Genomic DNA, 21,392 nt, shown 5'->3' with positions numbered 1-21,392 from the left:
TTAAATAGGCGCGGATCGTCGTGTACCGTCGTTACGTTACCCTTTCTTATCGAAGCTCGGTCACAACCAAGCCGAGGAAAATAAACAAGAAGTCGACAACCCGACCATGACGAGTACCGCCGTGCGCACCCCGGTTTCGACCCCATCCCACGATATCAAGACGCCGGGCGCCCAAATGGCCGCCTTCGAGACCTTCGTGCGCCATGCGCCGTTCGCCGCGGCCCTGGTCGACAACGCCTTTCGCCTGACCGCCGCCAGCCCCGACTGGATCAGCCACGGCCTGAGCCCCGATCTGGAGATCGGCGACGACTTCCGCCGCGCCCTGTTCAGCCCCGAGGACGTCGACAGCCTGGAGCGCTGCGTGGCGTTCGGCGAGCCGTTCTCCCGCTACCGCGCCATTTCCCTGCCTGGACAGGACGGCACGCTCGCCGAGCCGCGGATCTGGCGCACCGAGTTCGCCGCCACGCTCACCGAGACCGGCCGCACCCTGGCGGTGATCATCACCGCCCGCGACGTCAGCGGTTACGCCGAGACCGCTCTGAAGGCCGAGCGCGACCAGCAGCGGCTGAAGATGGCGCTGGAGCTCGACGACCTGATGGTCCGCGAATACGACCTGCGGACCGGCGAGATCTATTGCTCGGGCACCTCGCCGGAGCTGGAGAAGTGGTGCCTGTTCAAGGACGACCCGCTGGAGATCGTCCACCCCGACGACCGCGAGAAGATGGCCGAGCTGGTCCGCAACCGAAAGGACGGCGAGGCCCAGGTCTTCGAATTCCGCCTCAACCGGCCCGACGGGGTCGAGACCTGGGTGCGCTCGGTCGGGAAGAAGTTCCTCGGCGCCGACGGCCAGCCCGAGCGACTGGTGAACCTGTTCAAGGACATCACCGACCGCCGCCGCCAGACCGAGGCCGTCGAGAACCTGGCCTTCAAGGACAGCCTGACCGGCCTGCCCAACCGCGCCTATTTCAATCGCAAGTTCCAGGAGGCTGTCGACGCGTCAGAGATCAAGGGCGAGCTGTTCGGCCTGATCATGATCGACGTCGACCACTTCAAGGACATCAACGACACCCTGGGCCACGACGCCGGCGACGCTCTGCTCAAGCGCCTGGCCGAGATGCTGCACGCGGCCTTCCGCTCGGGCGACACCGTCGCGCGGCTGGGCGGCGACGAGTTCGCGGTGATCCTGCGCGGCCTGCATTCCGAGGCCGACATGATGCGGCCCGTGAACGCCCTGCAGGACCTGCTGCGCCGGCCCATCGAGCACGGCGGCCGCAGCTTCTCGGTCAGCGCCAGCATCGGGGCGGCCCTGCACGGCGACCTCGACGCCGACCCCAGCCACATGATCAAGAACGCCGACATCGCGCTCTATCGGGCAAAGGACGAAGGTCGCAACCGCAGCGTCGTCTTCACGCCCTCGATGCGCTCGTCGCTGGAACAGCGGATCGAACTGCTGCGCGACGTGCGCGCGGCGATCACGGCCAGGGAGTTCGTGCTCTACTATCAACCCGTGGTGGACATCGCCTCGCACAGCGTCGCCGGCTTCGAAGCCCTGATGCGCTGGGACCACCCTGAGCAGGGCATACTGACGCCCGACCGCTTCATGGCCGCCTTCGAGGACCAGGACCTGTCGCTGAAGCTGGGCGACCTGGCCTTCGACGCCGCGCTGGCTCAGATGCGCGAGTGGCTGGACCAGGGCGTCGAGTTCGGCCGGGTGGCCGTCAACATCTCGGCCGCCCAGTTCCGCAGCGGGCGGCTGGCCGAGGAGATCCAGGATCGGCTCGGCCGCTGGAACGTGCCGTGCGACCGCCTGACCATCGAGGTCACCGAGAACGTCTATATGGGCTGGGGCGCTGAGATGGTCAGCGACACCGTCCACCAGCTGCACAAGGCCGGGGTGATGATCGCCCTGGACGATTTCGGCACCGGCTACGCGTCCCTGGCCAACCTGCGCCAGTTCCCGATCGACCGGCTGAAGATCGACAAGTCCTTCGTCCAGAACGCCGAGGACGCGGCCATCGTCAAGGCGGTGATCACCCTGGGCGGGTCGATGGGCATGAAGGTCGTCGCCGAGGGCGTCGAGGACCAGGAGCAGCTGGACGCCCTGGCCGACTACGGCTGCGACCAGATCCAAGGCTACCACTTCAGCCGGCCGATGCCGGCGGGGATGGTGGCGGAGTATCTGGCGGGCTTCGGGAAGTAGCCGCGCCGCGACCTTGAGCCGCGCCCGTGATTCATTTTCTCTTCACCGTCGCGCGCGAGTCTGCCGGCGCGATGAAGATAGACCAGATCTCGGCGAGCGGCGGGGGCGGTCAGGCGGCGTTCCCCTTTCCGGGCGGCGCCTCGGCGGCGACCGCGGCGGTCAACGACGCCAGCGGCGCGACCGCCGTCGGCCAGCAGCTGGACGCCTATCACGCCCTGTCCGGCCGCTGGGCCGGGGCCGGTCCCGGCGAGCGCGCGGCGCTGACCCACGCCCTGACCGAGTCTCCGTTCGCCAAGACCATCCAGACCGCCGTCAACACGTTCACCCGCGCCGCCTGGCCCGGATCGGACGCCCAGCCGCCGGTCCCGCAGCAGCGGATGAAGGACGCGTTCGAAGGCCTGTCGGACGACCACCAGCAGATCATCGCCTCGCTGCAGGTCGGGGTGCCCGGCTCGCCGCCGCCCACGTCGGTGGACGACTATCGGGCCCGCCTGCGGTCCGATCTCGACGCGGCCCAGGCGCCCGCGGCCCCCAAGGACACCGTCACCCTGTCGGCCGAGGCCCAGGCCCGCCTGGCCGGCGCCGCCCCGACGGAAACCGCCCCGCCGCCGGTCGAGCCCACCCCGGAAATGGCTCCGGCGATCACGGCCTATACGCGGCTGACGCGGTAGGAAGGAGCGCCCTTCCCTCCCCGCAAGGGGGAGAGAAAGGAAAACTACTCTCCCACCGCCTCGTACAGCTCCCGCGCCTCGGTCGCCGGCCCGCGGCGTTCGCCGAAGCCCAGCACCCGCACCGAGACGATCCGGCCGCCGATCGCGAACACCAGGCCGTCGCCGATCCGCAGGCCGCGCGAGGGCTTGTCGACGCGGCCTTCGGCGCCGGCCCGGGTCAGTCGGATGCGGCCTTCCTCGACGAAGCGGCCGGCCAGGGAGCGGGTCTTGAAGAAACGCGCGCGCCACAGCCAGACGTCGGCGCGGCAGTGGCCAGGATCGGGGCCTGCGTCGGCGCCGCTCATGAGGCGGCCGCTTTGTTGGTTTGGGGGGCCGCCGCCTTCCCACGGCGCGGCTTCTTCCGCCTGGGCGGCGGCTCGGTCAGCTTGGCCAGGGCGGCGAACGGCGAGTCCGGACGGGCCGCGACCCTGGGCTCGGGCCGCTGGGCGCCGCGCCGCTTCCACAGGATCGGGGCGCCTTCCCTGGGCCGGAGGGCCGGGGTGTAGTCCAGGGCCCGCAGCACGGCGGCGGCCTCGGCCGGGGTCCAGCCCAGGGCGTCGCGGGCGGCGTCGGTCAGCACCACCCCGCCGGGCTTCTGGCCCTCGCGCAGCAGGGCGTCCAGGCGCTCCAGCATCTCGACCGGGGCGACGTGTTTTCCCACCAGCCGCAGGCCGTTGGCGGCCAGGGCGCGGGGGTCGGGCGTCGGGCTGGGCGCGGCGGCCAGGCGCTCGCTCTGACCGCGCCAGCCGCCCGTCGTCAGGGCGCGGGCGGCGGCCAGGGCCTCGGGCCGCAGCACCGAGGGCAGGAACAGGCTGAACGCCCCGATCCGCACGCCCAGGCTCTTCAGCGTCCGCCGCTCGGCCTGGCTCATGGCCTTCAGGTCGGTGTCGACCGCGCGCTTGTCCAGCACGCCGCCGGCCTCCAGCAACCGATGGGCCAGGCCGCGCGGCAGACCTTTCAGCTCGCCGCCCGACAGCGCCCGCTCCAGCTTGCGCAGGCCGTGCAGATGGCGATCGACCTCGCCGGCCAGGAAGGCGTCCAGCCTGCGCTCGGCCCGCTCCCGCGCGGCCGCGTCGCCCAGGTCGCCCAGCAGCCGCGCGCGGGGCGCCAGCAGGTCGCCGCCCGAACGTACAGCGCCAGCCGCCTCGCCGTTCCACAGCACCGCGCCGTCGGGCGTCAGGGTGAAGGCCTCGTCGGACTCGGCCGCCAGCTTGCCCAGGCGCCTCGCGATCTCGGGCGTCACCGCCCGCTGGGCGGTGTTGCGCAGCGCCTTTTCCTCCAGCGCGCTGCCGCCTTTTTCCTGGACGAAGGTGACGCCGGTCAGCCGGCCGACGATGTGGCCCTCGACCGTCACCGCTCCGTCGGCCCCGACGCCGGCCAGCATGGTCTCGCGGTCGCCCAGCTGGCGCATCAGCACGCTGGTGCGCCGGTCGATGAACCGGGCCATCAGCTTCTCGTGCAGGGTGTCGGAGAGGCGATCCTCCAGCTGCCGCGTCGTGCCCTGCCAGTGGACCGGGTTGTGCAGCCAGTCGCCGCGGTTGGCGATATAGCTGAGCGTGCGCACGCCCGACAGGCGGGCGGCCAGGCTGTCGATCTCGCCGTCGGTGCGGTCCAGCGCCTTGAACTGGCCGGCGATCCAGTCCTCGGGCAGGCGCTTGCGGCCCGTGGTCAGGTCGTCGAACAGGGTGCGGACCATGCGCTGGTGGTCGTCGTCGGTGGTCTTGCGGAAGTCGGGGGTCTGGCAGACGTCCCACAGCCGGATCAGGGCCGAGCGGTCGGCCTTGCAGCGGGCGACCACGTCCTCCTGCTGGGCCAGCTTGCGCAGGGTGCGCTCGTCCAGCGCCTCTTCCGACAGGGACAGGCCCCCGCGCTGAGGCGGCTGGGCCAGCGAGCGCAGCAGGCCCGGCAGGGAGCCGAAGTCGAGCCGGGCGTTGCGCCATTCGGCGGCCATCACCGGCTCGAACCGGTGCTCGACCACGCTCTCGACCAGGTCCTCGTCCATCTCCTCGCAGTCGCCGGTCACCCCGAAGGTGCCGTCGCGGGTGTAGCGCCCGGCGCGGCCGGCGATCTGGCCCACCTCCTGCGGGTGCAGCCAGCGGGTGCGCTTGCCGTCGAACTTGCGCAGGCCCGCGAAGGCCACGTGGTCGACGTCCATGTTCAGGCCCATGCCGATGGCGTCGGTGGCCACCAGGAAGTCGACCTCTCCGGACTGGTAGAGCGCGACCTGGGCGTTGCGGGTGCGGGGGCTCAAGGACCCCATCACCACCGCCGCCCCGCCGCGCTGGCGGCGGATCAGCTCGGCGATCGCGTAGACGGCGTCGGTGGAGAAGGCGACCACCGCCGAGCGGCGCGGCAGGCGGGTCAGCTTCTTGGACCCCGAATAGGTGAGGTTCGAGAACCGCTCCCGGGTGACGATCTCGGCGTCGGGCAGCAGGCGGCGCACCAGCGGGGCCATGGTCCCGGCCCCCAGCAGCATGGTCTCGAACCGGCCCCGGGCGTGCAGCAGCCGGTGGGTGAAGATGTGGCCGCGCTCGGGATCGGCGCACAGCTGGATCTCGTCGATGGCCACGAACTCGACCTCGCGGGTCAGCGGCATGGCCTCGACGGTGCAGACGAAATAGGCCGCGCGCGGCGGGACGATCTTCTCCTCGCCGGTGATCAGGGCCACCGAGGCCTTGCCACGCAGCTTGACGATGCGGTCGTAGATCTCGCGGGCCAGCAGGCGCAGCGGCAAGCCGATCATCCCCGAGGCGTGGCCCAGCATCCGCTCGACGGCCAGGTGGGTCTTGCCGGTGTTGGTGGGGCCGAGCACCGCCGTCAGCTTGGAAGGGGCCAGGCCTGTGGAACGGTCACTCATGGTTCAAAGGTGGGATGGGAATCGCGGCGGGGCAAGCGGGGGCGTGGGGTTGGACGTCGCGGCGCACCCATGCCGCCCACACCGCGTTGTGTTCACGCCGCGGCGGGATCACCAATGGCGGCCCCCGGCCGACCTTTCACAGCCGCAGATTGTCGTCCATAACGACGGCCATATCGAGCGTCGGCCGCTTGCGCCGACGGACGAGCTGAAGGGACCACATGACAGCAATGTCGACGAACCGGCGGCTGAAGACCGGCGCGCGCGCCCGCGCCATCGCGCCCTTGCTGGCCACCACGGCTTTCGCCGCCGTCATCGCGTCGAACCCCTCGCCCAGTTCGGCGCAGGTCACGACCGGCGGCTCTGTTTCCCCCTCACCGTCCAGTTCGCCCACGTGGGATGTTTCCGGCCAGTTGACCGTCGGCCTCAACAACGCCTTCGGAACCATGACGATCACCAACGGCAGTCTCGTCACCAGCAACTATGGCATCGTCATCGGAGAGAACTTCCGCGGGAGCAAGATTCCCAGCGTCGTGACCGTCAGTGGGGCAGGCTCGGCCTGGATCGTTTCGAACACGCTTGGCGTCGGCGGCGGCTTTGGCGGGACCGGCGTCCTGAACATCGAGGCGGGAGGCCTAGTGTCGGCCGAAACTGCCGTGGTGGGCTCCTTTTTCGACTGCGTCGGCATCGTCAATGTGCGGGGCGCCGGGTCGACATTGTCGCTCCAGTCGCTGACCTTCGGCCAACTCATGGACGGCTCGAGCGGAAACGTCACCGTCTCGGACGGCGGCTTGGTGACGATAGCCAGCGGCGGTGCGATCCTGATCAACCAAGGCGCCTTGAACATCGGCGCGGCGGCTGACCAGTCGGCCGCGGCCGCGGGGTTCGTGTCGGGCCGAGTCGGCTTGTCGACCGGCGAACTCGTCTTCAACCACACCACGCCGGGCTACGTGTTCGCCAGCCAGATCGGCGGCGGCGGCGGCGGCACGATCCGGGTCCTGGCCGGCGAAACGACCCTCACCGCCGACAACGCCTTCTTCCGCGGAAGAACCATCGTCTCCGGCGGCGTGCTGACGGTCGACGGCCAGCTGACGGGAACCGTTTCGGTGCTGCCCGGAGGCCGGCTGCGCGGCGTCGGAACGGTCGAGACCCTGGCGGTTCAGGGAACCGTGGCCCCCGGTCATTCGATCGGAACCCTGTCCGTCAGCGGCGCCTACAGCCAGGCCGCCGGCTCGACCTATCAGGCGGAGTTGAACACGGCCGGTCTCTCCGATCGCATCGTGGTCGCCGGGACCGCGACAATCAGCAACGGCGCGGTGCTCAACGTCGTCAAGACCGACGCGGGCCTCTATCGTCCTGGCGTTCGCTACACCGTGCTGACCGCCGCCGGCGGCGTCACCGGGACCTACACCCTGACGGGCGACCTGGACGCCGGCTACTTCGTCCGCCTCGCCGCCGCCTACGACGCCAACAACGTCTATCTCGATATCGTCCAGAGCCGGACCTTCGCCTCGGTCGGCCAGACCCCCAACCAGGTCGCCGTGGGCGCCGGCGCGGACAGCCTGCCCGCGACCAGCCCCCTGGTGGCGGCCCTGTTCGTCCTGCCCGACGGGGACTCGGCGCGCGCGGCGTTCGACTCGCTCTCGGGATCCGCCCTTGTCTCGACCCGGGCCGTGATCGTCGAGGACAGCCGCATCCCTCGGGACGCCGCCATCAACCGACTGCGGACCGCATTCGGCGACATCGGGGCGCCCGCGACCAGCGCCACCGCCCACGAAGAGGGCGTCGTCGTCTGGGGCGACGTCTTCGGCGGCTGGGGCGCCCTGGACGGGAATGCGAACGCCTCGACTCTCGAGCGGAATGTGGACGGCGTGGTTTTCGGCGTCGACGCCCCGGCCTTCGACGGCTGGCGGTTGGGCGTCCTGGCCGGCTACGGCCACTCCAAGTACAAGACCCGCGACGGGCGGTACGACGGCTCCAATGACGACTATCACCTGGGCGTCTATGGCGGTCGGGAATGGGGGCCCGTCGCTCTGCGCACGGGCGCGAGCGTAACCTCCCACGACCAGAGCGCGCGCCGCGGGGTGGCCTTCCCCGGCTTCACGGACGCGCTCGAGGCGGATGCCAAGGGCCACACGCGGCAAGCGTTCGGCGAGCTGGGCTACCGCGTCGACGTGGGCGGCCCGGCGGTCGCGGTCGAGCCGTTCGCCAGCCTGGCCTATGTCGCTCTGGACACCGACGCCTTCACGGAGCAGGGCGGCGACGCGGCCTTGTCGGTCGCCGCCGACAAGAGCGAGGTGACCTTCACCACCCTGGGCGTGCGCACCGCTTCGCGCTTCGAACTCGGCGGAGGCGCCGTGACGGCGAGCGGGACCCTGGCTTGGCGGCGCGCGTCCGGCGACATCGAGCCGACCGCACGGTTCGCGTTCGCGGGCGGCTCGTCCTTCATCATCGCCGGCGCGCCGATCGGCAAGGACGCCGCCGTGGTCGAACTCGGCCTGGAGGCCCGCCTGTCCCCCGCCGCCACGTTCGGCCTGGCCTACGGCGCCCAGTTCGCCGGCGCGTCCACCGATCAGACCGTGCGCGGCGGGCTCAGCGTGAAGTTCTAGGCTGACGCGGCTCACGGGCCGGACGACCACCGCAACGAGCAGGCCTCCCGGGGCGTTTTCACGGAGGACCAGGAAGGGGCCAGCCGTGCAGAATTCCCGATGGAAGGCCGCCAGTCCCGAGGTTCACGAGGCGTTGCGCGACCCGAAGATCGCCGCGGTGATGCACGCGGTCGAGAAGGTGGACGCGGCCCTGATCGCCGACGAGTACACGGTGTTCGCCGCCGCCCTGGCGCCGGAGCTGGTCGTCAACAATCCCGGCAACATCGTCGCCCCCAGCGCCGCGGTCCGCCAGCTGAACGCCGACGGCAAGATCAGCTACAGCCAGTACGAGCGGCTGATCGAGCACGCCTCCCTGCGCGGCGACATGGTGCTGCTGATGGGTGAGGAGACCGTGGTGCCCAAGGGCAAGAACCCGCTGGCCGGCCAGACCGTGCGCCGCCGCTTCACCGAGCTGTGGCGGCCCGAGGGCGACCACTGGCTGCTGAGCGTGCGGCAGGCGACGATCGTGCGGTAATCCCCCCTGTGGGGGAGGCGGCCGAAGGCCGGTGAGGGAGGTTTAGGATCGTCGCCCCTCAAGCCGATAGCGCCCGATAACTCCCCCCCGTCGGCTTCGCCGACACCTCCCCCACAGGGGGAGGGGCTTACTTCTCGAACACCACCTTGCCGTCGACGATGGTCAGCACCGCGTCGACCTTCAGGATCTCCGGCGGGGCCACCGTCATCAGGTCCTTGCTGAACACCGTGACGTCGGCCTTCTTGCCGGCTTCCAGCGTGCCGCGGTCCTTCTCGGCGAAGGCGGCATAGGCGGGGCCCCAGGTCAGCATCCGCAGGGCCTGGTCGCGGGTGACCGCCTCGTCCAGATGCCAGTCGGCATTGGCGAAGCCGGTCAGGCTGTGGCGATAGACGGCGGCGTAGAACTCGATGCGCGGGTCGCCGACCTCGACCGGGGCGTCCGAGCCAGCGGCGATCACCGCGCCGGTGTCCAGGAAGTCCTTCCAGCGATAGCCCTCGTGCAGCCGGCTCTCGCCCAGGCGGGCGGAGGCGAAATAGAGGTCGCCGATCGCGTGGCTGGGCTGCATCGAGGCGATCACCCCCAGCTTGGCGAAGCGCGGCACGTCGGTGTCGGCGACGATCTGCGCGTGCTCGATGCGCCAGCGGGCGGCGGTGTCGCCGGCCAGGCTCTGCTCGAACCAGTCCAGGGTCATGCGGTTGCCGCGGTCGCCGATGGCGTGCATGGCCACCTGGGCGCCGACGGCCTTGGCGCCCTTCATCAGCGCCAAGCCCTTGTCGCGCGGGGTCAGCTGCAGGCCCAGCCCCTCGGCGTCGCTGTAGGGCTCCAGCAGCGCCGCGCCGCGCGAGCCCAGGGCGCCGTCCATGTAGAGCTTGATCCCGCGCACCCGGATCAGGCCGGTCGGATCGGTGAACGGCCCCTTGGCCAGCACCTCGGCGGCGCCGCTGGGGTCCATGTAGTTGTCGACGCGCAGGCTGAACTTCTTCTCGGCGGCCAGCCCCTGGAGGATCGCCAGATCCGGCGCCTCGACGCTCATGTTTCCCAGGCCCGTCCAACCGCGCGAGGCGTAGAGGGCGCCGGCCTTTTCCAGGGCCTGGCGCTTGAGGCCTTCGGACGGCGGCGGGATGACGGCGGCGATCAGGCTCTGGGCGTGGTCGATCAGCATGCCGTCGGGCGCGCCGTCCGGCCCCTTGAGGATCTGGCCGCCGGCCGGGGCGGCCGTGTCCTGAGTCACGCCCGCCTTTGCCAGGGCGGCGCTGGAGGCCACCACCGCGTGGCCGTCGGCCCGCTCCAGCACCACCACCCGGCCGGGCGCGGCGCGGTCGAGGTCGGCGCGGTTGGGGAAGCGCTTCTCGGGCCAGTGGGTCTCGATCCAGCCTCGGCCGAAGATCGGGCCGTCCGGATGGGCGGCGGCGTAGGCCTTCACGGCGGCGACCAGGCTCTCGACCGAGTCGGTCTGGTCCAGGTTCAGGGTCAGCTCGCGCAGACCGATGCCGGTCAGGTGGGCATGGGCGTCGACGAAGCCCGGGAAGGCCGCCGCCCCCTTCAGGTCGATGTCGCGGGTGTCCTTGGCGGCCTTGGCTTGGGCGGCGGAAAGGTCGCCGACGAAGGCGATGCGGTCGTCGCGGATCAGCACGGCCTGGGCGGTCGGCGCGGCGGCGACGCCGGTGTGGATCGGGCCGCCGTGGATCAGGATGTCGCCGGCGAAGGCTGGGACCAGGCTGGCGGAAGCCATCAGGGCGGCGAGGGTGAGGATGCGGCGCACGAAGATCTCCCGACAGCAAGAAACGGAAATCTAGGTCAGGAACGGTGGCGTTGGAAACAACCCTTGCCGCCGGCCACGATCCGTTCGTCGAAATGCCGTCATCCCGGACAAGGCCCGTAGGGCCGCCGATCCGGGATGGCCGGAAGCGCGGCGCTCAGGCGTCGGTCCCGGATCTTCGCGCCGCGCGCTGCGTCCGGGATGACAAACGCGGGTGAACGCCCCTCGAAACCCGACGCCCCGCTGCTATATTCAGGTGATGACCCAAGGCTTCGCGCTCTTCGAAACGCCGATCGGAATGTGCGGCCTGGCCTGGGGCGAGCACGGGCTGGTCGGGGCCCAGTTGCCCGAGGCCGCGCCGGGCGCCGCCTGGGCCCGCCTGCGTCGCCGCTATCCGGACGCGGTCGAGGCCTCCCCGCCGCCGCCAGCGGTCCAGCGCACGATCGAGCGGATCAACGCCCTGCTGGCCGGCGGCCGCGACGACCTGACCGACGTCGAGCTGGATTTCAGCGTCGTCGCCCCGTTCAACCGCCGGGTCTACGAGATCGCCCGCGCCATCCCGCCCGGCGAGACCTCGACCTACGGCCAGATCGCCAAGGCCATGAACGAGCCCGGCGCGGCCCGGGCCATCGGCAAGGCGCTGGGCGAGAACCCCTGGCCGATCATCGTCCCCTGCCACCGCGTGCTGGCGGCCGACGGCAAGAGCGGCGGCTTCTCGGCCCCGGGCGGGGTCGAGACCAAGGCCCGCATGCTGACCCTCGAACGGGCCAAGACCAGCGACGTCCCGACCCTGTTCGACCTGGAGTTCTCGGTGGCGCCGCAGCGGGCGCGGTGAGCCTCGATCGGCCCCCTTCCCGCCCCCCGTCCGGAGAGCCGCCATGAGCGTGACCGACGACAATAGACAACTGATGCAGGACATCTTCGACGGCCTGGCGCGCGGCGACGCCCGTCCGTTCCTCGACACCCTGGACGAAACCACCGTCTGGCGATTGACCGGGACCAACGCCTGGAGCGGCGTCTACACCGGCAAGACCGCCATCCGCCGCGACCTGCTGACGCCGCTGTTCGCCCAGTTCGCCGACCAATACGTCAATGTCGCCGACGCCATCATCGCCGAGGGCGACACGGTGGTGGTCGAGTGCCGGGGCAAGGTCACCACCAAGACCGGCAAGCGCTACGACAACCGCTATTGCTGGGTGTGCCGGCTGGCCGACGGCAAGATCGTCTCGCTGACCGAATACATGGACACGGAACTGGTCGCGACGGCGCTGGAGCCGCCGGTCAGGTGAGGGTGCGAGGGGCGGGAAGCTTGACCGGTTAACGTCGATCGACCGCCAGTCGAACACGAGCGAAACGAATCATGACCGAATCAGCGACTTCGCCCGATTCAGTGTTTGTTCCCTACTAGCTATTGTAGCTTAATTCGGATTAACCACAACCGACATGGCGACGCTGTTCCTGGATCCACGCCTGCGGTCGACGGTCGGGACGCGCAGACGGATAAAGAAATGGCTCCGAGACCGGTCGATCAGCCCGAAGCGTCGAACGCCGTCGGGCGCTAACCCGCCGGGCAGGTGGCGGCGACGCGCTTGGCGCTCAGGGTGGCGGCCATGGGCAGGCCGTTGACCGTCCTGCCGTTGACCGCGATCTTGAAGCTCTCGGGCGTATAGGAGCCCTTGGCGGTGACCGGGGCCACGCGGCCCTTCTTGTCGGTCCAGGTGCCCTTCAGCGCGATCTGGCCGTCACGCACCACGCGGGTCTTGTAGTCGCAGGTGTAGCGCTTGAGGCAGATGCCGCGGTTGAAGTTCTCGACGTCCTTCGGGGTCAGGCAGTGCAGGTCGCTGTCGATGGGAATCGGTCCGACCCGCGTGTTGTATTCCCACTGGCCGGTCAGGATGGTGGTCACGGCCTTGGCGTCGGCGTCCTGGGGTCCGGCCAGGGCGAGCGCGGCGCTGGCGGCCAGCAGGCCGCAGGCGGTGACGACCGAGGCCAGGACGGGGGCGGCGACGGAGGCGGACAGACGCATGGGATTCCTTCTCTTCAGGCCGTCTCTATATAGGGGACGATATAAGGCCGGCAGATGAACCGCGCCTGATGGCCATGTTTGGGCGCCCGCCATTTCGCCGAGAGGGCGCCGCGCGGCTTGACTCGGCAACGCCCCTTCGCCTATATCGCCCGCTCTCGCGCGGCGGTCCGTCCATCGCGCGGCCGAATTCATGTTGCGGAGCCGCCGGCTTCGCCCAAGCCCAAGGTATCCACCATGTCGCGCCGTTGCGAACTCACCGGGATCGGTCCGATGGTCGGCCACAATGTGAGCCACTCGAACATCAAGACCAAGCGCCGCTTCCTGCCGGCCCTGTCGCCCGCGTCGCTGCAGTCGGACTCGCTGGGTCAGACCTTCAAGCTGCGCATCAGCAACGCGGCCCTGCGCACCCTGGACTTCCGGGGCGGCCTGGACGTGTTCCTGCTGGGCGCCAAGGACGAGCAGCTGTCGCCGCGCGCCCTGAAGATCAAGGCTCAGGTCAAGGCCAAGGCCAAGGCCGCCGCGGTCGCCGCCTAAGACTTTCTCGGCTCTCGCCGAACGAAAGGCCCGCGAGGTTCGCCTCGCGGGCCTTTTCGCGTCTGGGGTTTGGCCGTCCGGCGCTCGATGCGAAGCCGAGGTCCGCCTTCGACCCAAGGCGGACCTTCGGGGTTGAAAGGTCCAGAAGCCGAGATGCGCCGGCAGCTGCCGTTGGCGCGTCGGCGGGAATTCGACCTTCAACGCCCCGGCCGCGGAATCGCGGACGCTTCGCTCGATGCGCGCGACATTGTTTGACGATAAAGATCGCGTCCCTTAATCAACCGCTGCCATCATTGAAGCAGAGGTTCCTTTGAGCGCCGCGCCGCTGAACCGCCGCATCGCGGCTTTCATCGTCTTGTTTGTGCTCTACCAGGCCGCCGAGGGCGTTGGCGCTCGTCTGCTTCACAGCGCTTCGGTTCAAGCGGTAATCATGATCGGCTCATTGCTCGCGGCTTGGCCGATCGGTCGCTGGTTGGGCTATCGCGGATACGATGCCTACGCCCTCGACCTTTCGCGACATTCGCTCCGTCTCGTATTCGTGGGCCTTCTCCTGGCCGGCCTGGCGCGTCTGGCCGCGCTGTTCTGGGGTCTGGCCAGCGGCGTGTACGCCCTCGGGGCGCCGCCCTCCCCTCCACAGGGCCTGGCTTTGTTGATCCTTATGTCGGGGGCGTTCGTCTCGACCTTCGTCCCCTCCATCGTCGAGGACATCGTAACCCGAGGGTTCTGGTTGAAAGCCGCGGCCGTGCGCTGGTCAGGCCCGGCGTTTGTGCTGACGGCCAGCGCGATCTACGTGCTGAACCATATTTTTCGTCTCGCCGAAGGGCCGGTCGAATGGATCCGGCTGTTCTGCTTCGGGCTCGCCTATGCCTGCGCAGCCTGGCGCTGGCGCAATCTCTGGGCGGCGGTTGGCCTGCACTGGGGCTGGAACCTGTCAAACGCGCTCCTCGACGGCTTTACCAGCGTAAACGTCATGGACGCCGCGGGCGCGCCGTGGCTCTCGGTCGGCGCGCACCTCGTTCTGACGGCCACCATGCTGCTCTGGCCGCGGCCGCCGGAACGCGCGACGCCGCATTCCTAGCCCGCGACCTGGCTCCTCGGCGCCACGAGCAGACCCTGGGTCCGCACCCGGAACCGGACCTTAGGCGCGGATGAAGGCCATTATCCCTGGATCGGAGGGCGGCGCCGGCGCCAGTCCGTCGCCTGCTCATAGGCAAAGGCGACGCGGCGGAGCATCGCCTCGCTCAGGCGCCGGCCCGTGAACTGAAGGCTGTACGGCAGCCCTTCGGGCGAGAAGCCGCAGGCAGGCAGATCGCCGGGACACCCGCCAGGTCCATCGGCATCGTGAACTCGGCGCTACGCGGCTGGGCCGCGCCCCAGGCCCGATGGAGGTCGGGGAGCGGTCCCACCTGCAGGGCGTGGATTATCGGCCAGGCGGGACTGTCGCTCGTCGGGCCCGCCAGGACGTCGATCGAGGCGAGCAGTTCGTCCAGCTGCGCCGTCAAGGCGCCCGACACAGGCAAAACCCACAGGCCTGGCCGGGTAAACCCTGATTGCGACGGCCAGGGGCGTTGAAGATGCTTCCAGCGGCGACGCTCCGTCCAAGAGGGGGTCGACCAGGAGCAAGTTCATGACCCTCAAGACCCTCGCCGTCGTCCTGTTGCTGGGCGCCGGCGCCACCCTGGCCCAGGCGCCGGCCCACGCTCAGACCGCCGCGCCCACCGCGCCGATGGCCGCGCCGGACAAGCCGCTGACCGCCGCCGATCTGGAAGGCCTGCGCGCCGAGCTGCGGTCGTCCAAGAAGCAGGTGACGGCGGCGACCCTGACCCTGACCGACGCCGAGGCCACCCGGTTCTGGCCGGTCTATGACCAGTACGCCAAGGAGCTGACCGTCATTAAGAACAATCAGTACGAGCTGATCGCCGAGTATGTGAACACCTACGGCAAGTACGACGACAAGGGCGCGGCCAATTTCATCGCCCGCTGGCTTGATCTGGACGTCAAGACCACCGCCTTGCGCGCCAAGTATGTGCCGATCGTCGGCAAGGTGCTGCCGGGGATCAAGGCGGCGACCTTCTTCCAGATCGATCGCCGCCTCGCCCTGGCCATCGACCTGAGGATCGCCTCGTCGCTGCCGATCCTGCAGCTGCAGACCGGGGCGAAATAGACCGCCCTCAGCCCTGCCCACGAAAAAGCCCTCCCCGTCGCCGGGGAGGGCTTTTCCAACGCATCACAAAGGCGGAAAGGGCGGGCGCGCCGCCCTCTCGAACTGGCCTTAGCGCGAGAAGACGGCCGGGTTGGCGCTGTTGTAGGCGACCAGTTCCGGGTTGTTCAGCTTGCTGACCGCGTCGTTGACCGAGGCGCGCACGCACGAGGGATAGATGTAGGTGGCCAGGGTTTCGCCGCGGACGTTCTGCCAGCAGACGGTCGAGGCGGCCTTGACGATCTCGGCGCGCAGTTCGGCCGGGGCCTTGCCGGCGGTCTTGATGCGGATTTCGGCGGCGCCGGCGGGAGCGGCGGCAAACAGGGCGACGGCCGAGGCGGCCAGGACGATGGAGCGGATCATGGGACGGATTCCGGGACTGCGTTGATTTTCAACCCGTCCGAAATGCGTTTCCCCCGGCGGCTGGTCCAGGATCTCGCCCGCTCTGCCGCCTTGCTCAAGCTATAACTTTCTGCGCGTCACTTATCAACGGTTATGTTGCAGTGCGGTCGCGAAACCGATTGACACGAATTGTCGCGGGAAAGGGCCGGAGGAAACCCGGCCCCGCGCCGCCGAAGCCACGCGGGACCAGGCCCGAAACGAGTCCTAGTAGCTGATCTTCTGCAGGCCGCCGGCGCGGAAGGCGTGGCGGTCATAAGCCTTCAGGCTCGGCGTGCCAATCTTCAGGACGGCGTCGCGGGTCACTTCGCGGACGCAGTAGGCGTAGAGGTCGTTGGCGTGGCCGCCCAGGTCTTCGCGGCAGATCGACGAGGCGGCCGAGACGATGTCGGCGTGGACGGCGGCGTCGGTGCGGCCGCGGACCTTGACGACCTGCTCGCCGGCGAAGGCCGACGAGGCGGTGGTCAGGGCGAGGGCCGAAGCGGCCAGAACAAACAGAGTCTTCATGATGTTTACTTCCGAAAGGGGGTTGGGTTTCAACCACCTCCCGACGCGTTCCTCTGATGACCGTTGGGATCTCGCCCTGCTCAGTCATCGAAGGTAGCGGTAACATGACAACGTTGTCGTTTGAAGTAGAATGTTGAGTTTCAAAGGAAACTAGTTGGTTTGACTAAAACTTGAGCGCTTTCCCTCCCCTTTATGGGGAGGGTGGCGCGCGGCGAAGCCGCGTGACGGGTGGGCCTGCTGACTCATCAAACCCCACCCGACCCGCTGCGCGGGCCACCCTCCCCACAAGGGGAGGGACGGGGCGAAAACTAGCGCCGACGCGGCTTCTTCGCCGAAGGCGGCGGCCCCGGCGGCGGAGGCGGCGGCGCGGTCCAGTCGAAGGCCATCAGCAGGGTGCGTTCCTGCGGGGCGTCGTTGTCGTCCGACAGGATATAGATCCGCGTCGCGCCCGATGGCGACTTGCTCAGCGCCACGCCCTCGAAGTTGTCACGGGTCGCCGCCCCGTCCAGGGTCAGGGTGGCGGCCAGGTACTGTTTGGCGGCCGGGGCGCGGGGATCGATCACGAACCGCACCTGGCCGCGCCAGCCGCGGATCGGGTCGTAGGCGCGGTACAGGCTGGCCACCGCCTGGCCCTCGAAGGCCGCGAAGCCGGTCAGGCCCCAGCTGAAGTCGGGCGGCGACTGCGGAGCCAGGCCCACGCACGGGATCGAGACCTTGCACAGCCACACCTCGCCCTCCTCGCCGCCCACCAGATAGGCGTCGGGTCCGGCGATCGGATAGGCGGTCAGGGCCTCCATGCCCTCGTTGTCGGGGAAGGTGGTGGCCGGCTTGTTGACCGCGCGCGGCGGGCCGTAGGTCCCGTCGGCCAGGCGCGGATACAGCCAGATGCGGTGCTCGCGCTCGAAGCTGACCAGGCGGTCGCCGTTGGCCAGGATCGCCAGCCCCTCGGCGTCGGACTTCTCCTTGCCCTGCAGGGGACGGCCGTCCAGGCCCTTCAGCGGTTGCAGCCTGCCGTCGGTCAGGCCGACCAGGCGGCCGGCCGGGTCCAGTTGCAGCCGCGCCTCGAACAGGTCGCCGTCGTCGGTGACCGAGACCACGCCGCCGTCGGGGCCGAACTTCAGGTCCGACAAACCGTGCAGGCGCTGGGTGTCGGGGCTGCTGATCGCGACCCCGCCGGCATAGACGAAGCGGCCGATAGCCCCCGCCGCCAGGCTCGCGGGCGGCGGATTGACCGCGCTGAGCGGCGCGGGGGTGGTGACCAGGCTGATCTCGGGCCCGACCTTGACTGGGGCGACGGGCAGGACGGCCGGCTGCGGCGGGGCCTTGGCGCACTGGCTCACCACCACCGTCGCCAGGCCCAGCACGAGGACGCCGCGCAGTCCGATCACGCGGGAACCTTGCGGGCGGCTTTCGCAACGGACGGCTGGACGGTGGGCGGGGCGGCCAGAAGGCCCCTGGCCCGCTTGACCGCCTTGGGCTCCTCGTCGAACAGCCCGGCCAGCTGGTCGACCAGCGCGCCGCCCAGTTGCTCGACATCGACGATGGTCACCGCCCGGCGATAGTAGCGCGTCACGTCGTGGCCGATGCCGACGGCGATCAGTTCGACGGGGCTGCGGGTCTCGATCTCGGCGATGACCTGACGCAAGTGGCGCTCCAGATAGTGGCCCGAATTGACGCTGAGGGTGGAGTCGTCCACCGGCGCGCCGTCGGAGATCACCATCAGAATGCGGCGGGCTTCGGGCCGGCCGATCAGGCGCTGGTGGGCCCACATCAGGGCTTCGCCGTCGATGTTTTCCTTCAGCAGGCCCTCGCGCATCATCAGGCCCAGGTTCTTGCGGGCCCGCCGCCACGGGGCGTCGGCGCTCTTGTAGATGATGTGGCGCAAGTCATTCAGGCGGCCCGGCGCGGGCGGCTTGCCGGACTTGATCCACTCGTCGCGGGCGCTGCCGCCCTTCCAGGCGCGGGTGGTGAAGCCCAGCACCTCGACCTTGACCGCGCAGCGCTCCAGGGTCCGCGCCAGGATGTCGGCGCATACGGCGGCCACCATGATCGGCCGGCCGCGCATCGAGCCGGAATTGTCGATCAGCAGGGTCACGACCGTGTCGCGGAACTCGACGTCCTCCTCCTGCTTGAACGACAGGGGGGCGGTGGGGTCGATGATCACCCGGGTCAGGCGGGCGACGTCCAGCATCCCCTCCTCCAGGTCGAAGGTCCAGGCGCGGTTCTGCTGGGCCAGCAGCCGGCGCTGCAGCTTGTTGGCCAGGCGCGAGACCACGCTGGAGAAGGCCGCCAGCTGCTGGTCCAGATAGGCCCGCAGGCGGGTCAGCTCGTCGGCGTCGCACAGGTCCTCGGCCGGCACCACCTCGTCGAAGGCCGTGGTGAACACCTTGTAGGCCGGCTCGCCCGCGCCGCCCTGGCCGGCGTCGGGACGGGCCGGCTTGGCGCCGTCGCCCATCTCCGGGGCTTCCTCGCTGTCCTCGGGCTCGCCGTCCTGCTCGGACTGGACCATCTCCTCGTCGCCGGCCTCGGACTCGCGGTCGGAGGTCTCGGCCTGCTCGGGCGAGGCGCCGTCGGACTGCTCGCCCTCGCCTTCGCCGGAATCGTCCTCCGAGGCCTCGGTGTTCTGGTCCTCATCGCCCTCGTCCTCGTCGGACTGCTCGGTGGCGTCGGACATGTCCTCGCCCAGGTCGAGGTCGCGCAGGATCTCGCGGGTGACCTTGGCGAAGGCGGCTTGGTCGTCGATGGCCGCGGCCAGGCGATCCAGGTCCTTGCCGGCCCGGGCCTCGATGTCGGCGCGCAGGATGTCGACCAGGGCCTTGGCGCCGTCGGGCGGGGCGTCGCCGGTCAGGCGCTCGCGGACCAGCAGCGACAGGATCTCGGCCATCGGCGCGGACTGTCGGTCGGTGGCGACGGCGCGGGTCAGGCCCTGCTTCTCGAGGCGGGCCTCCAGGGCGGCGGTCAGGTTCTGGCGGACCCCGCCGAGCGCATTGCTGCCGATGGCTTCCAGCCGCGCCTGCTCGATGGCCTCGAAGGCCGCCTGGCCGTCGGGCGAGCTGGGGCGGGCGCGGGCGTGCTTGGCGGCGTCGTGGTGGGCCAGGCGCAGGGCCATCTGGTCGGCCAGGCCGCGGATGCGGGCGGCCTCCTTGGGGTTCAGGTCGCGCGGCGGATGGGGCAGCACCGCCCGGTTGCCGACCAGGCTGGGGCCCTCGCCGGAGAACACGACCTCCAGGTCGGGGGTCTCGGCGAGCGACCGCGCCGCGTGGGCCAGGGCGCGCTTGAACGGTTCGGTCGGGCTTTCGGGCTTGGAGGCCATGTCAGTGGGTTACCGAGCGAACGCGGCGAAGACAAGGAACGTCGGAAGACAAGGCGGCGTTTGTCTTCAAGAAGCTCGCGACGGGCGGGCCGAGTGCTCGAGGAAACGACCATGTTGAAGTGGGCCATCATCCTGGCGATCGTCGCCCTGATCGCCGGCGCCCTGGGCTTCACCGGCATCGCCGGCGCGGCGGCGGGCATCGCCAAGATCTTGTTCTTCCTGTTCTTGATCGGCTTCATCATCTTCGCCGTCCTGGGCGTGACGGTGTTCAAGAGCGTGACCAGGGACTGACAAAGCAAGGGGCAAGTGATCGTGCGGCGATCACTTGCCCCCTACGGATCGCTTCGCGATCGTCCTCCCCCACAGGGGGAAGAGGACGCCGTGCGTGACGCGAGCCTCCGCCCCCTATGGGGGCGGACAGACGGCGAAGCCGCCAGGTGGGGGCAAGTCAGTGAGCCTCTGACCTATTTCGCCGCCGCATAAGCCTTCGACTGCTCCCCGACCACCGACACCAGATCGCCCATGGTCAGGTTGACGTCGACCAGGTGCAGGCCCCAGTCCTTCAGCGGCTGGCCCATCACCAGCAGGTCGCCGGGGATGTTGTCGGCGCGGGGGTCGGCGTTGTCGGGATGGACCGTCACGGCCAGGTAGTCGAAGCCGTCCTTGCTGACGCACTCGGCCGAGACCAGGCCCGGCAGCTCTACATAGGGCGTGTCCACCGTCACGTCCCTGGCCCAGACCGTGGCCGGGCGCATGGCCGTGCCCATGATCGTGCGGTCGCTGAAATAGCTCTCCACCGGCGCCGAGCCGCCGCCCAGGGCCGCGGGATTGACGCAGGCCGCCTTCATGCCCGGCTCGGCCACCTTGCCGAAGAACTTGCTGGTGGCCGGCGGCGGGCTGTCGGCGCGGAACGAGACGTACGAGATCACGCAGCCGGTCTGGCCGGTCTTGCGGCACAGCGGCAGCGAGCCGTAGCTGTCCTTGGCCGGATCGACGGGCGTGTTCATGCCCAGGATCAGGGCCGAGACGATCTGCTTCTGCGCCGGCTTGCCGTCGATCTCCTCCTTGATCAGCCGCAGCAGGATGCGCGAGCCCTGCGAGTGGCCGATCAGCACCACGCCGCGGCCGAGGTTGTCGCGGGCCATGTAGTCCTTCCAGGCCGCCAGCACGTCGGCATAGGCCAGCTCGCCGTCGCCGGCCGCGGCCTGGCCCATCATCATCTTGCGCAGCGCCGCGATCGTCACCTGGCGATAGCTGGGGGCGTACAGCTTGCAGACCTGGCCGAAGCGGGCGAACTGCTGGTCGGCCACGGCCTTTTCCGGCAGGTCCGGCGTCATGTCGCTGTTGCCGCCCGGATCGGACGACACCGTCGGATAGACGTAGAAGCAATCGATCGGGGCCTCGGGGTCGGCCTTGAAGGTCTCGACGCTGGTCGCGCCGTTCGCCTGGATCACCGTGGCGGTCTGGTCGGCGGCGCAGGCGTCCGCCCGGCCGGGCCGGCACAGCCAGTTCTCGTCCTTGGCGTAGTCGTTCGGCGTCGGCGGACCGGCGGGGGCCGGCTGCGAACAGGCCGCCGCGCTCAGGCCCAGACCCGCGATCAGGCCCAGCGCGGCCCACAGCTTGCGTGACATCGACGTCCCCCTCCAACGATTGTTTGGAGCGGAGGATGGCTTGGGACGGGAGGGAAGGGAAGGCCCTACAAAGCCACTGATCGGCGCGCCCGACGCCTCCTCCGTCATGTCGCGTATCCGCGCCATGCCACCTCCC

At 69.8% G+C, this 21,392-nt stretch carries 20 protein-coding genes; 10 read left to right on the top strand and 10 right to left on the bottom strand.

What is annotated here, in order from left to right; genetic code table 11:
* The first annotated feature begins 106 nt into the window (after window positions 1-106).
* Both ASD38_RS04715 and ASD38_RS04710 read left to right on the top strand, forming a co-directional pair.
* Window positions 107-2,200 (top strand): putative bifunctional diguanylate cyclase/phosphodiesterase, encoded by a 2,094-nt coding sequence (locus ASD38_RS04715; RefSeq protein WP_156390559.1) that lies wholly within the window; start codon window positions 107-109, stop codon window positions 2,198-2,200.
* Between the two features lie 26 nt (window positions 2,201-2,226).
* Complete coding sequence (locus ASD38_RS04710) at window positions 2,227-2,871, top strand: hypothetical protein (RefSeq protein WP_056457983.1); 645 nt, start codon at window positions 2,227-2,229, stop codon at window positions 2,869-2,871.
* Window positions 2,872-2,915: 44 nt separating this feature from the next.
* Here ASD38_RS04710 and ASD38_RS04705 read toward each other — a convergent pair whose 3' ends face one another.
* The 3 genes from ASD38_RS04705 to ASD38_RS24150 all read right to left on the bottom strand — a co-directional run bounded on the left by ASD38_RS04705 (window position 2,916) and on the right by ASD38_RS24150 (window position 6,224).
* The gene (locus ASD38_RS04705) at window positions 2,916-3,215 is read right to left on the bottom strand and encodes an RNA-binding S4 domain-containing protein (protein ID WP_056457981.1); all 300 of its coding nucleotides are present in this window, start codon (window positions 3,213-3,215) and stop codon (window positions 2,916-2,918) included.
* Window positions 3,212-5,767 (bottom strand): helicase-related protein, encoded by a 2,556-nt coding sequence (locus ASD38_RS04700; RefSeq protein WP_056457977.1) that lies wholly within the window; start codon window positions 5,765-5,767, stop codon window positions 3,212-3,214. Before ASD38_RS04700 ends, ASD38_RS04705 begins: the two co-directional genes overlap by 4 nt.
* 136 nt (window positions 5,768-5,903) lie before the next feature.
* Window positions 5,904-6,224 (bottom strand): hypothetical protein, encoded by a 321-nt coding sequence (locus tag ASD38_RS24150; RefSeq protein ID WP_162250195.1) that lies wholly within the window; start codon window positions 6,222-6,224, stop codon window positions 5,904-5,906.
* On the opposite strand from ASD38_RS24150, the gene ASD38_RS04690 reads away from it, so the two are divergent.
* Both ASD38_RS04690 and ASD38_RS04685 read left to right on the top strand, forming a co-directional pair.
* Entirely contained in the window at window positions 6,211-8,373 is a 2,163-nt protein-coding gene (locus tag ASD38_RS04690) for an autotransporter family protein (protein ID WP_162252121.1), read from the top strand. The two genes, ASD38_RS24150 and ASD38_RS04690, sit on opposite strands and share 14 nt — an antisense overlap.
* A gap of 85 nt (window positions 8,374-8,458) precedes the next feature.
* Window positions 8,459-8,887: a nuclear transport factor 2 family protein gene (locus tag ASD38_RS04685; protein ID WP_156390558.1), complete on the top strand. Its 429-nt coding sequence runs from the start codon at window positions 8,459-8,461 to the stop codon at window positions 8,885-8,887.
* Window positions 8,888-9,014: 127 nt separating this feature from the next.
* Here the strand turns inward: ASD38_RS04685 and ASD38_RS04680 are convergent, their stop codons facing one another.
* Window positions 9,015-10,619, bottom strand: coding sequence for an amidohydrolase (locus tag ASD38_RS04680; protein ID WP_056458286.1), 1,605 nt, complete (start codon window positions 10,617-10,619; stop codon window positions 9,015-9,017).
* A 286-nt stretch (window positions 10,620-10,905) separates the two neighbouring features.
* Between ASD38_RS04680 and ASD38_RS04675 the strand changes: the two genes are divergently transcribed.
* Entirely contained in the window at window positions 10,906-11,481 is a 576-nt protein-coding gene (locus ASD38_RS04675; RefSeq protein ID WP_156390557.1) for a methylated-DNA--[protein]-cysteine S-methyltransferase, read from the top strand.
* Window positions 11,482-11,524: 43 nt separating this feature from the next.
* On the top strand, window positions 11,525-11,935 hold the full coding sequence (locus ASD38_RS04670; RefSeq protein ID WP_056457971.1) for a nuclear transport factor 2 family protein: 411 nt from the start codon (window positions 11,525-11,527) through the stop codon (window positions 11,933-11,935).
* Between the two features lie 269 nt (window positions 11,936-12,204).
* On the opposite strand, the gene ASD38_RS04665 is transcribed toward ASD38_RS04670, so the two are convergent.
* On the bottom strand, window positions 12,205-12,672 hold the full coding sequence (locus tag ASD38_RS04665; RefSeq protein ID WP_056435255.1) for a DUF3617 domain-containing protein: 468 nt from the start codon (window positions 12,670-12,672) through the stop codon (window positions 12,205-12,207).
* 234 nt (window positions 12,673-12,906) lie between these two features.
* Here ASD38_RS04665 and rpmB point away from each other — a divergent pair, with 234 nt between their 5' ends.
* The 3 genes from rpmB to ASD38_RS04645 all read left to right on the top strand — a co-directional run bounded on the left by rpmB (window position 12,907) and on the right by ASD38_RS04645 (window position 15,370).
* Window positions 12,907-13,206 carry a 50S ribosomal protein L28 gene (gene rpmB, locus ASD38_RS04660; RefSeq protein WP_056435258.1) on the top strand — a complete coding sequence of 100 codons (300 nt, stop codon included), beginning with the start codon at window positions 12,907-12,909 and terminating at the stop codon, window positions 13,204-13,206.
* 310 nt (window positions 13,207-13,516) lie between these two features.
* Window positions 13,517-14,284: a CPBP family intramembrane glutamic endopeptidase gene (locus ASD38_RS04655; protein ID WP_156390556.1), complete on the top strand. Its 768-nt coding sequence runs from the start codon at window positions 13,517-13,519 to the stop codon at window positions 14,282-14,284.
* Window positions 14,285-14,833: 549 nt separating this feature from the next.
* Window positions 14,834-15,370 (top strand): hypothetical protein, encoded by a 537-nt coding sequence (locus tag ASD38_RS04645; protein WP_056435264.1) that lies wholly within the window; start codon window positions 14,834-14,836, stop codon window positions 15,368-15,370.
* A 108-nt stretch (window positions 15,371-15,478) separates the two neighbouring features.
* Here ASD38_RS04645 and ASD38_RS04640 read toward each other — a convergent pair whose 3' ends face one another.
* The 4 genes from ASD38_RS04640 to cobT all read right to left on the bottom strand — a co-directional run bounded on the left by ASD38_RS04640 (window position 15,479) and on the right by cobT (window position 19,625).
* Entirely contained in the window at window positions 15,479-15,769 is a 291-nt protein-coding gene (locus ASD38_RS04640) for a hypothetical protein (protein WP_056435267.1), read from the bottom strand.
* Between the two features lie 243 nt (window positions 15,770-16,012).
* Window positions 16,013-16,312, bottom strand: a complete 300-nt coding sequence (locus tag ASD38_RS04635; RefSeq protein WP_056435270.1) for a hypothetical protein — start codon at window positions 16,310-16,312, stop codon at window positions 16,013-16,015.
* A gap of 308 nt (window positions 16,313-16,620) precedes the next feature.
* A complete protein-coding gene (locus tag ASD38_RS04630) occupies window positions 16,621-17,700 on the bottom strand; it encodes an esterase-like activity of phytase family protein (RefSeq protein WP_056435273.1) in 1,080 nt (359 codons plus the stop codon).
* Window positions 17,697-19,625, bottom strand: a complete 1,929-nt coding sequence (cobT, locus tag ASD38_RS04625) for a cobaltochelatase subunit CobT (protein WP_056435276.1) — start codon at window positions 19,623-19,625, stop codon at window positions 17,697-17,699. The genes ASD38_RS04630 and cobT overlap by 4 nt, the downstream gene beginning before the upstream one ends.
* 111 nt (window positions 19,626-19,736) lie before the next feature.
* Between cobT and ASD38_RS04620 the strand changes: the two genes are divergently transcribed.
* Window positions 19,737-19,916, top strand: a complete 180-nt coding sequence (locus ASD38_RS04620; RefSeq protein WP_056436239.1) for a DUF1328 domain-containing protein — start codon at window positions 19,737-19,739, stop codon at window positions 19,914-19,916.
* Window positions 19,917-20,089: 173 nt separating this feature from the next.
* Here ASD38_RS04620 and ASD38_RS04615 read toward each other — a convergent pair whose 3' ends face one another.
* Window positions 20,090-21,256: a DUF3089 domain-containing protein gene (locus tag ASD38_RS04615; RefSeq protein ID WP_056457964.1), complete on the bottom strand. Its 1,167-nt coding sequence runs from the start codon at window positions 21,254-21,256 to the stop codon at window positions 20,090-20,092.
* Window positions 21,257-21,392 lie beyond the last annotated feature (136 nt).

This window comes from Caulobacter sp. Root487D2Y, from assembly GCF_001427165.1.
In the GTDB taxonomy this organism is placed as follows: domain Bacteria; phylum Pseudomonadota; class Alphaproteobacteria; order Caulobacterales; family Caulobacteraceae; genus Caulobacter.
The sequence above is the reverse complement of the archived record's forward strand: the minus strand, read 5'-3'. Positions and strand labels throughout refer to the sequence as shown.

Excerpts from the sequence above, each read along its gene's own strand:
- ASD38_RS04700 (WP_056457977.1), bottom strand. The coding sequence starts at position 5,767 with ATGAGTGACCGTTCCACAGGCCTGGCCCCTTCCAAGCTGACGGCGGTG.
- ASD38_RS04615 (WP_056457964.1), bottom strand. The coding sequence starts at position 21,256 with ATGTCACGCAAGCTGTGGGCCGCGCTGGGCCTGATCGCGGGTCTGGGC.
- ASD38_RS04715 (WP_156390559.1), top strand. The coding sequence starts at position 107 with ATGACGAGTACCGCCGTGCGCACCCCGGTTTCGACCCCATCCCACGAT.
- ASD38_RS04705 (WP_056457981.1), bottom strand. The coding sequence starts at position 3,215 with ATGAGCGGCGCCGACGCAGGCCCCGATCCTGGCCACTGCCGCGCCGAC.
- ASD38_RS04665 (WP_056435255.1), bottom strand. The coding sequence starts at position 12,672 with ATGCGTCTGTCCGCCTCCGTCGCCGCCCCCGTCCTGGCCTCGGTCGTC.
- ASD38_RS04620 (WP_056436239.1), top strand. The coding sequence starts at position 19,737 with ATGTTGAAGTGGGCCATCATCCTGGCGATCGTCGCCCTGATCGCCGGC.
- ASD38_RS04690 (WP_162252121.1), top strand. The coding sequence starts at position 6,211 with ATGACGATCACCAACGGCAGTCTCGTCACCAGCAACTATGGCATCGTC.
- rpmB (WP_056435258.1), top strand. The coding sequence starts at position 12,907 with ATGTCGCGCCGTTGCGAACTCACCGGGATCGGTCCGATGGTCGGCCAC.
- ASD38_RS04680 (WP_056458286.1), bottom strand. The coding sequence starts at position 10,619 with ATGGCTTCCGCCAGCCTGGTCCCAGCCTTCGCCGGCGACATCCTGATC.
- ASD38_RS04675 (WP_156390557.1), top strand. The coding sequence starts at position 10,906 with ATGACCCAAGGCTTCGCGCTCTTCGAAACGCCGATCGGAATGTGCGGC.
- ASD38_RS04640 (WP_056435267.1), bottom strand. The coding sequence starts at position 15,769 with ATGATCCGCTCCATCGTCCTGGCCGCCTCGGCCGTCGCCCTGTTTGCC.
- cobT (WP_056435276.1), bottom strand. The coding sequence starts at position 19,625 with ATGGCCTCCAAGCCCGAAAGCCCGACCGAACCGTTCAAGCGCGCCCTG.
- ASD38_RS04670 (WP_056457971.1), top strand. The coding sequence starts at position 11,525 with ATGAGCGTGACCGACGACAATAGACAACTGATGCAGGACATCTTCGAC.
- ASD38_RS04635 (WP_056435270.1), bottom strand. The coding sequence starts at position 16,312 with ATGAAGACTCTGTTTGTTCTGGCCGCTTCGGCCCTCGCCCTGACCACC.
- ASD38_RS04645 (WP_056435264.1), top strand. The coding sequence starts at position 14,834 with ATGACCCTCAAGACCCTCGCCGTCGTCCTGTTGCTGGGCGCCGGCGCC.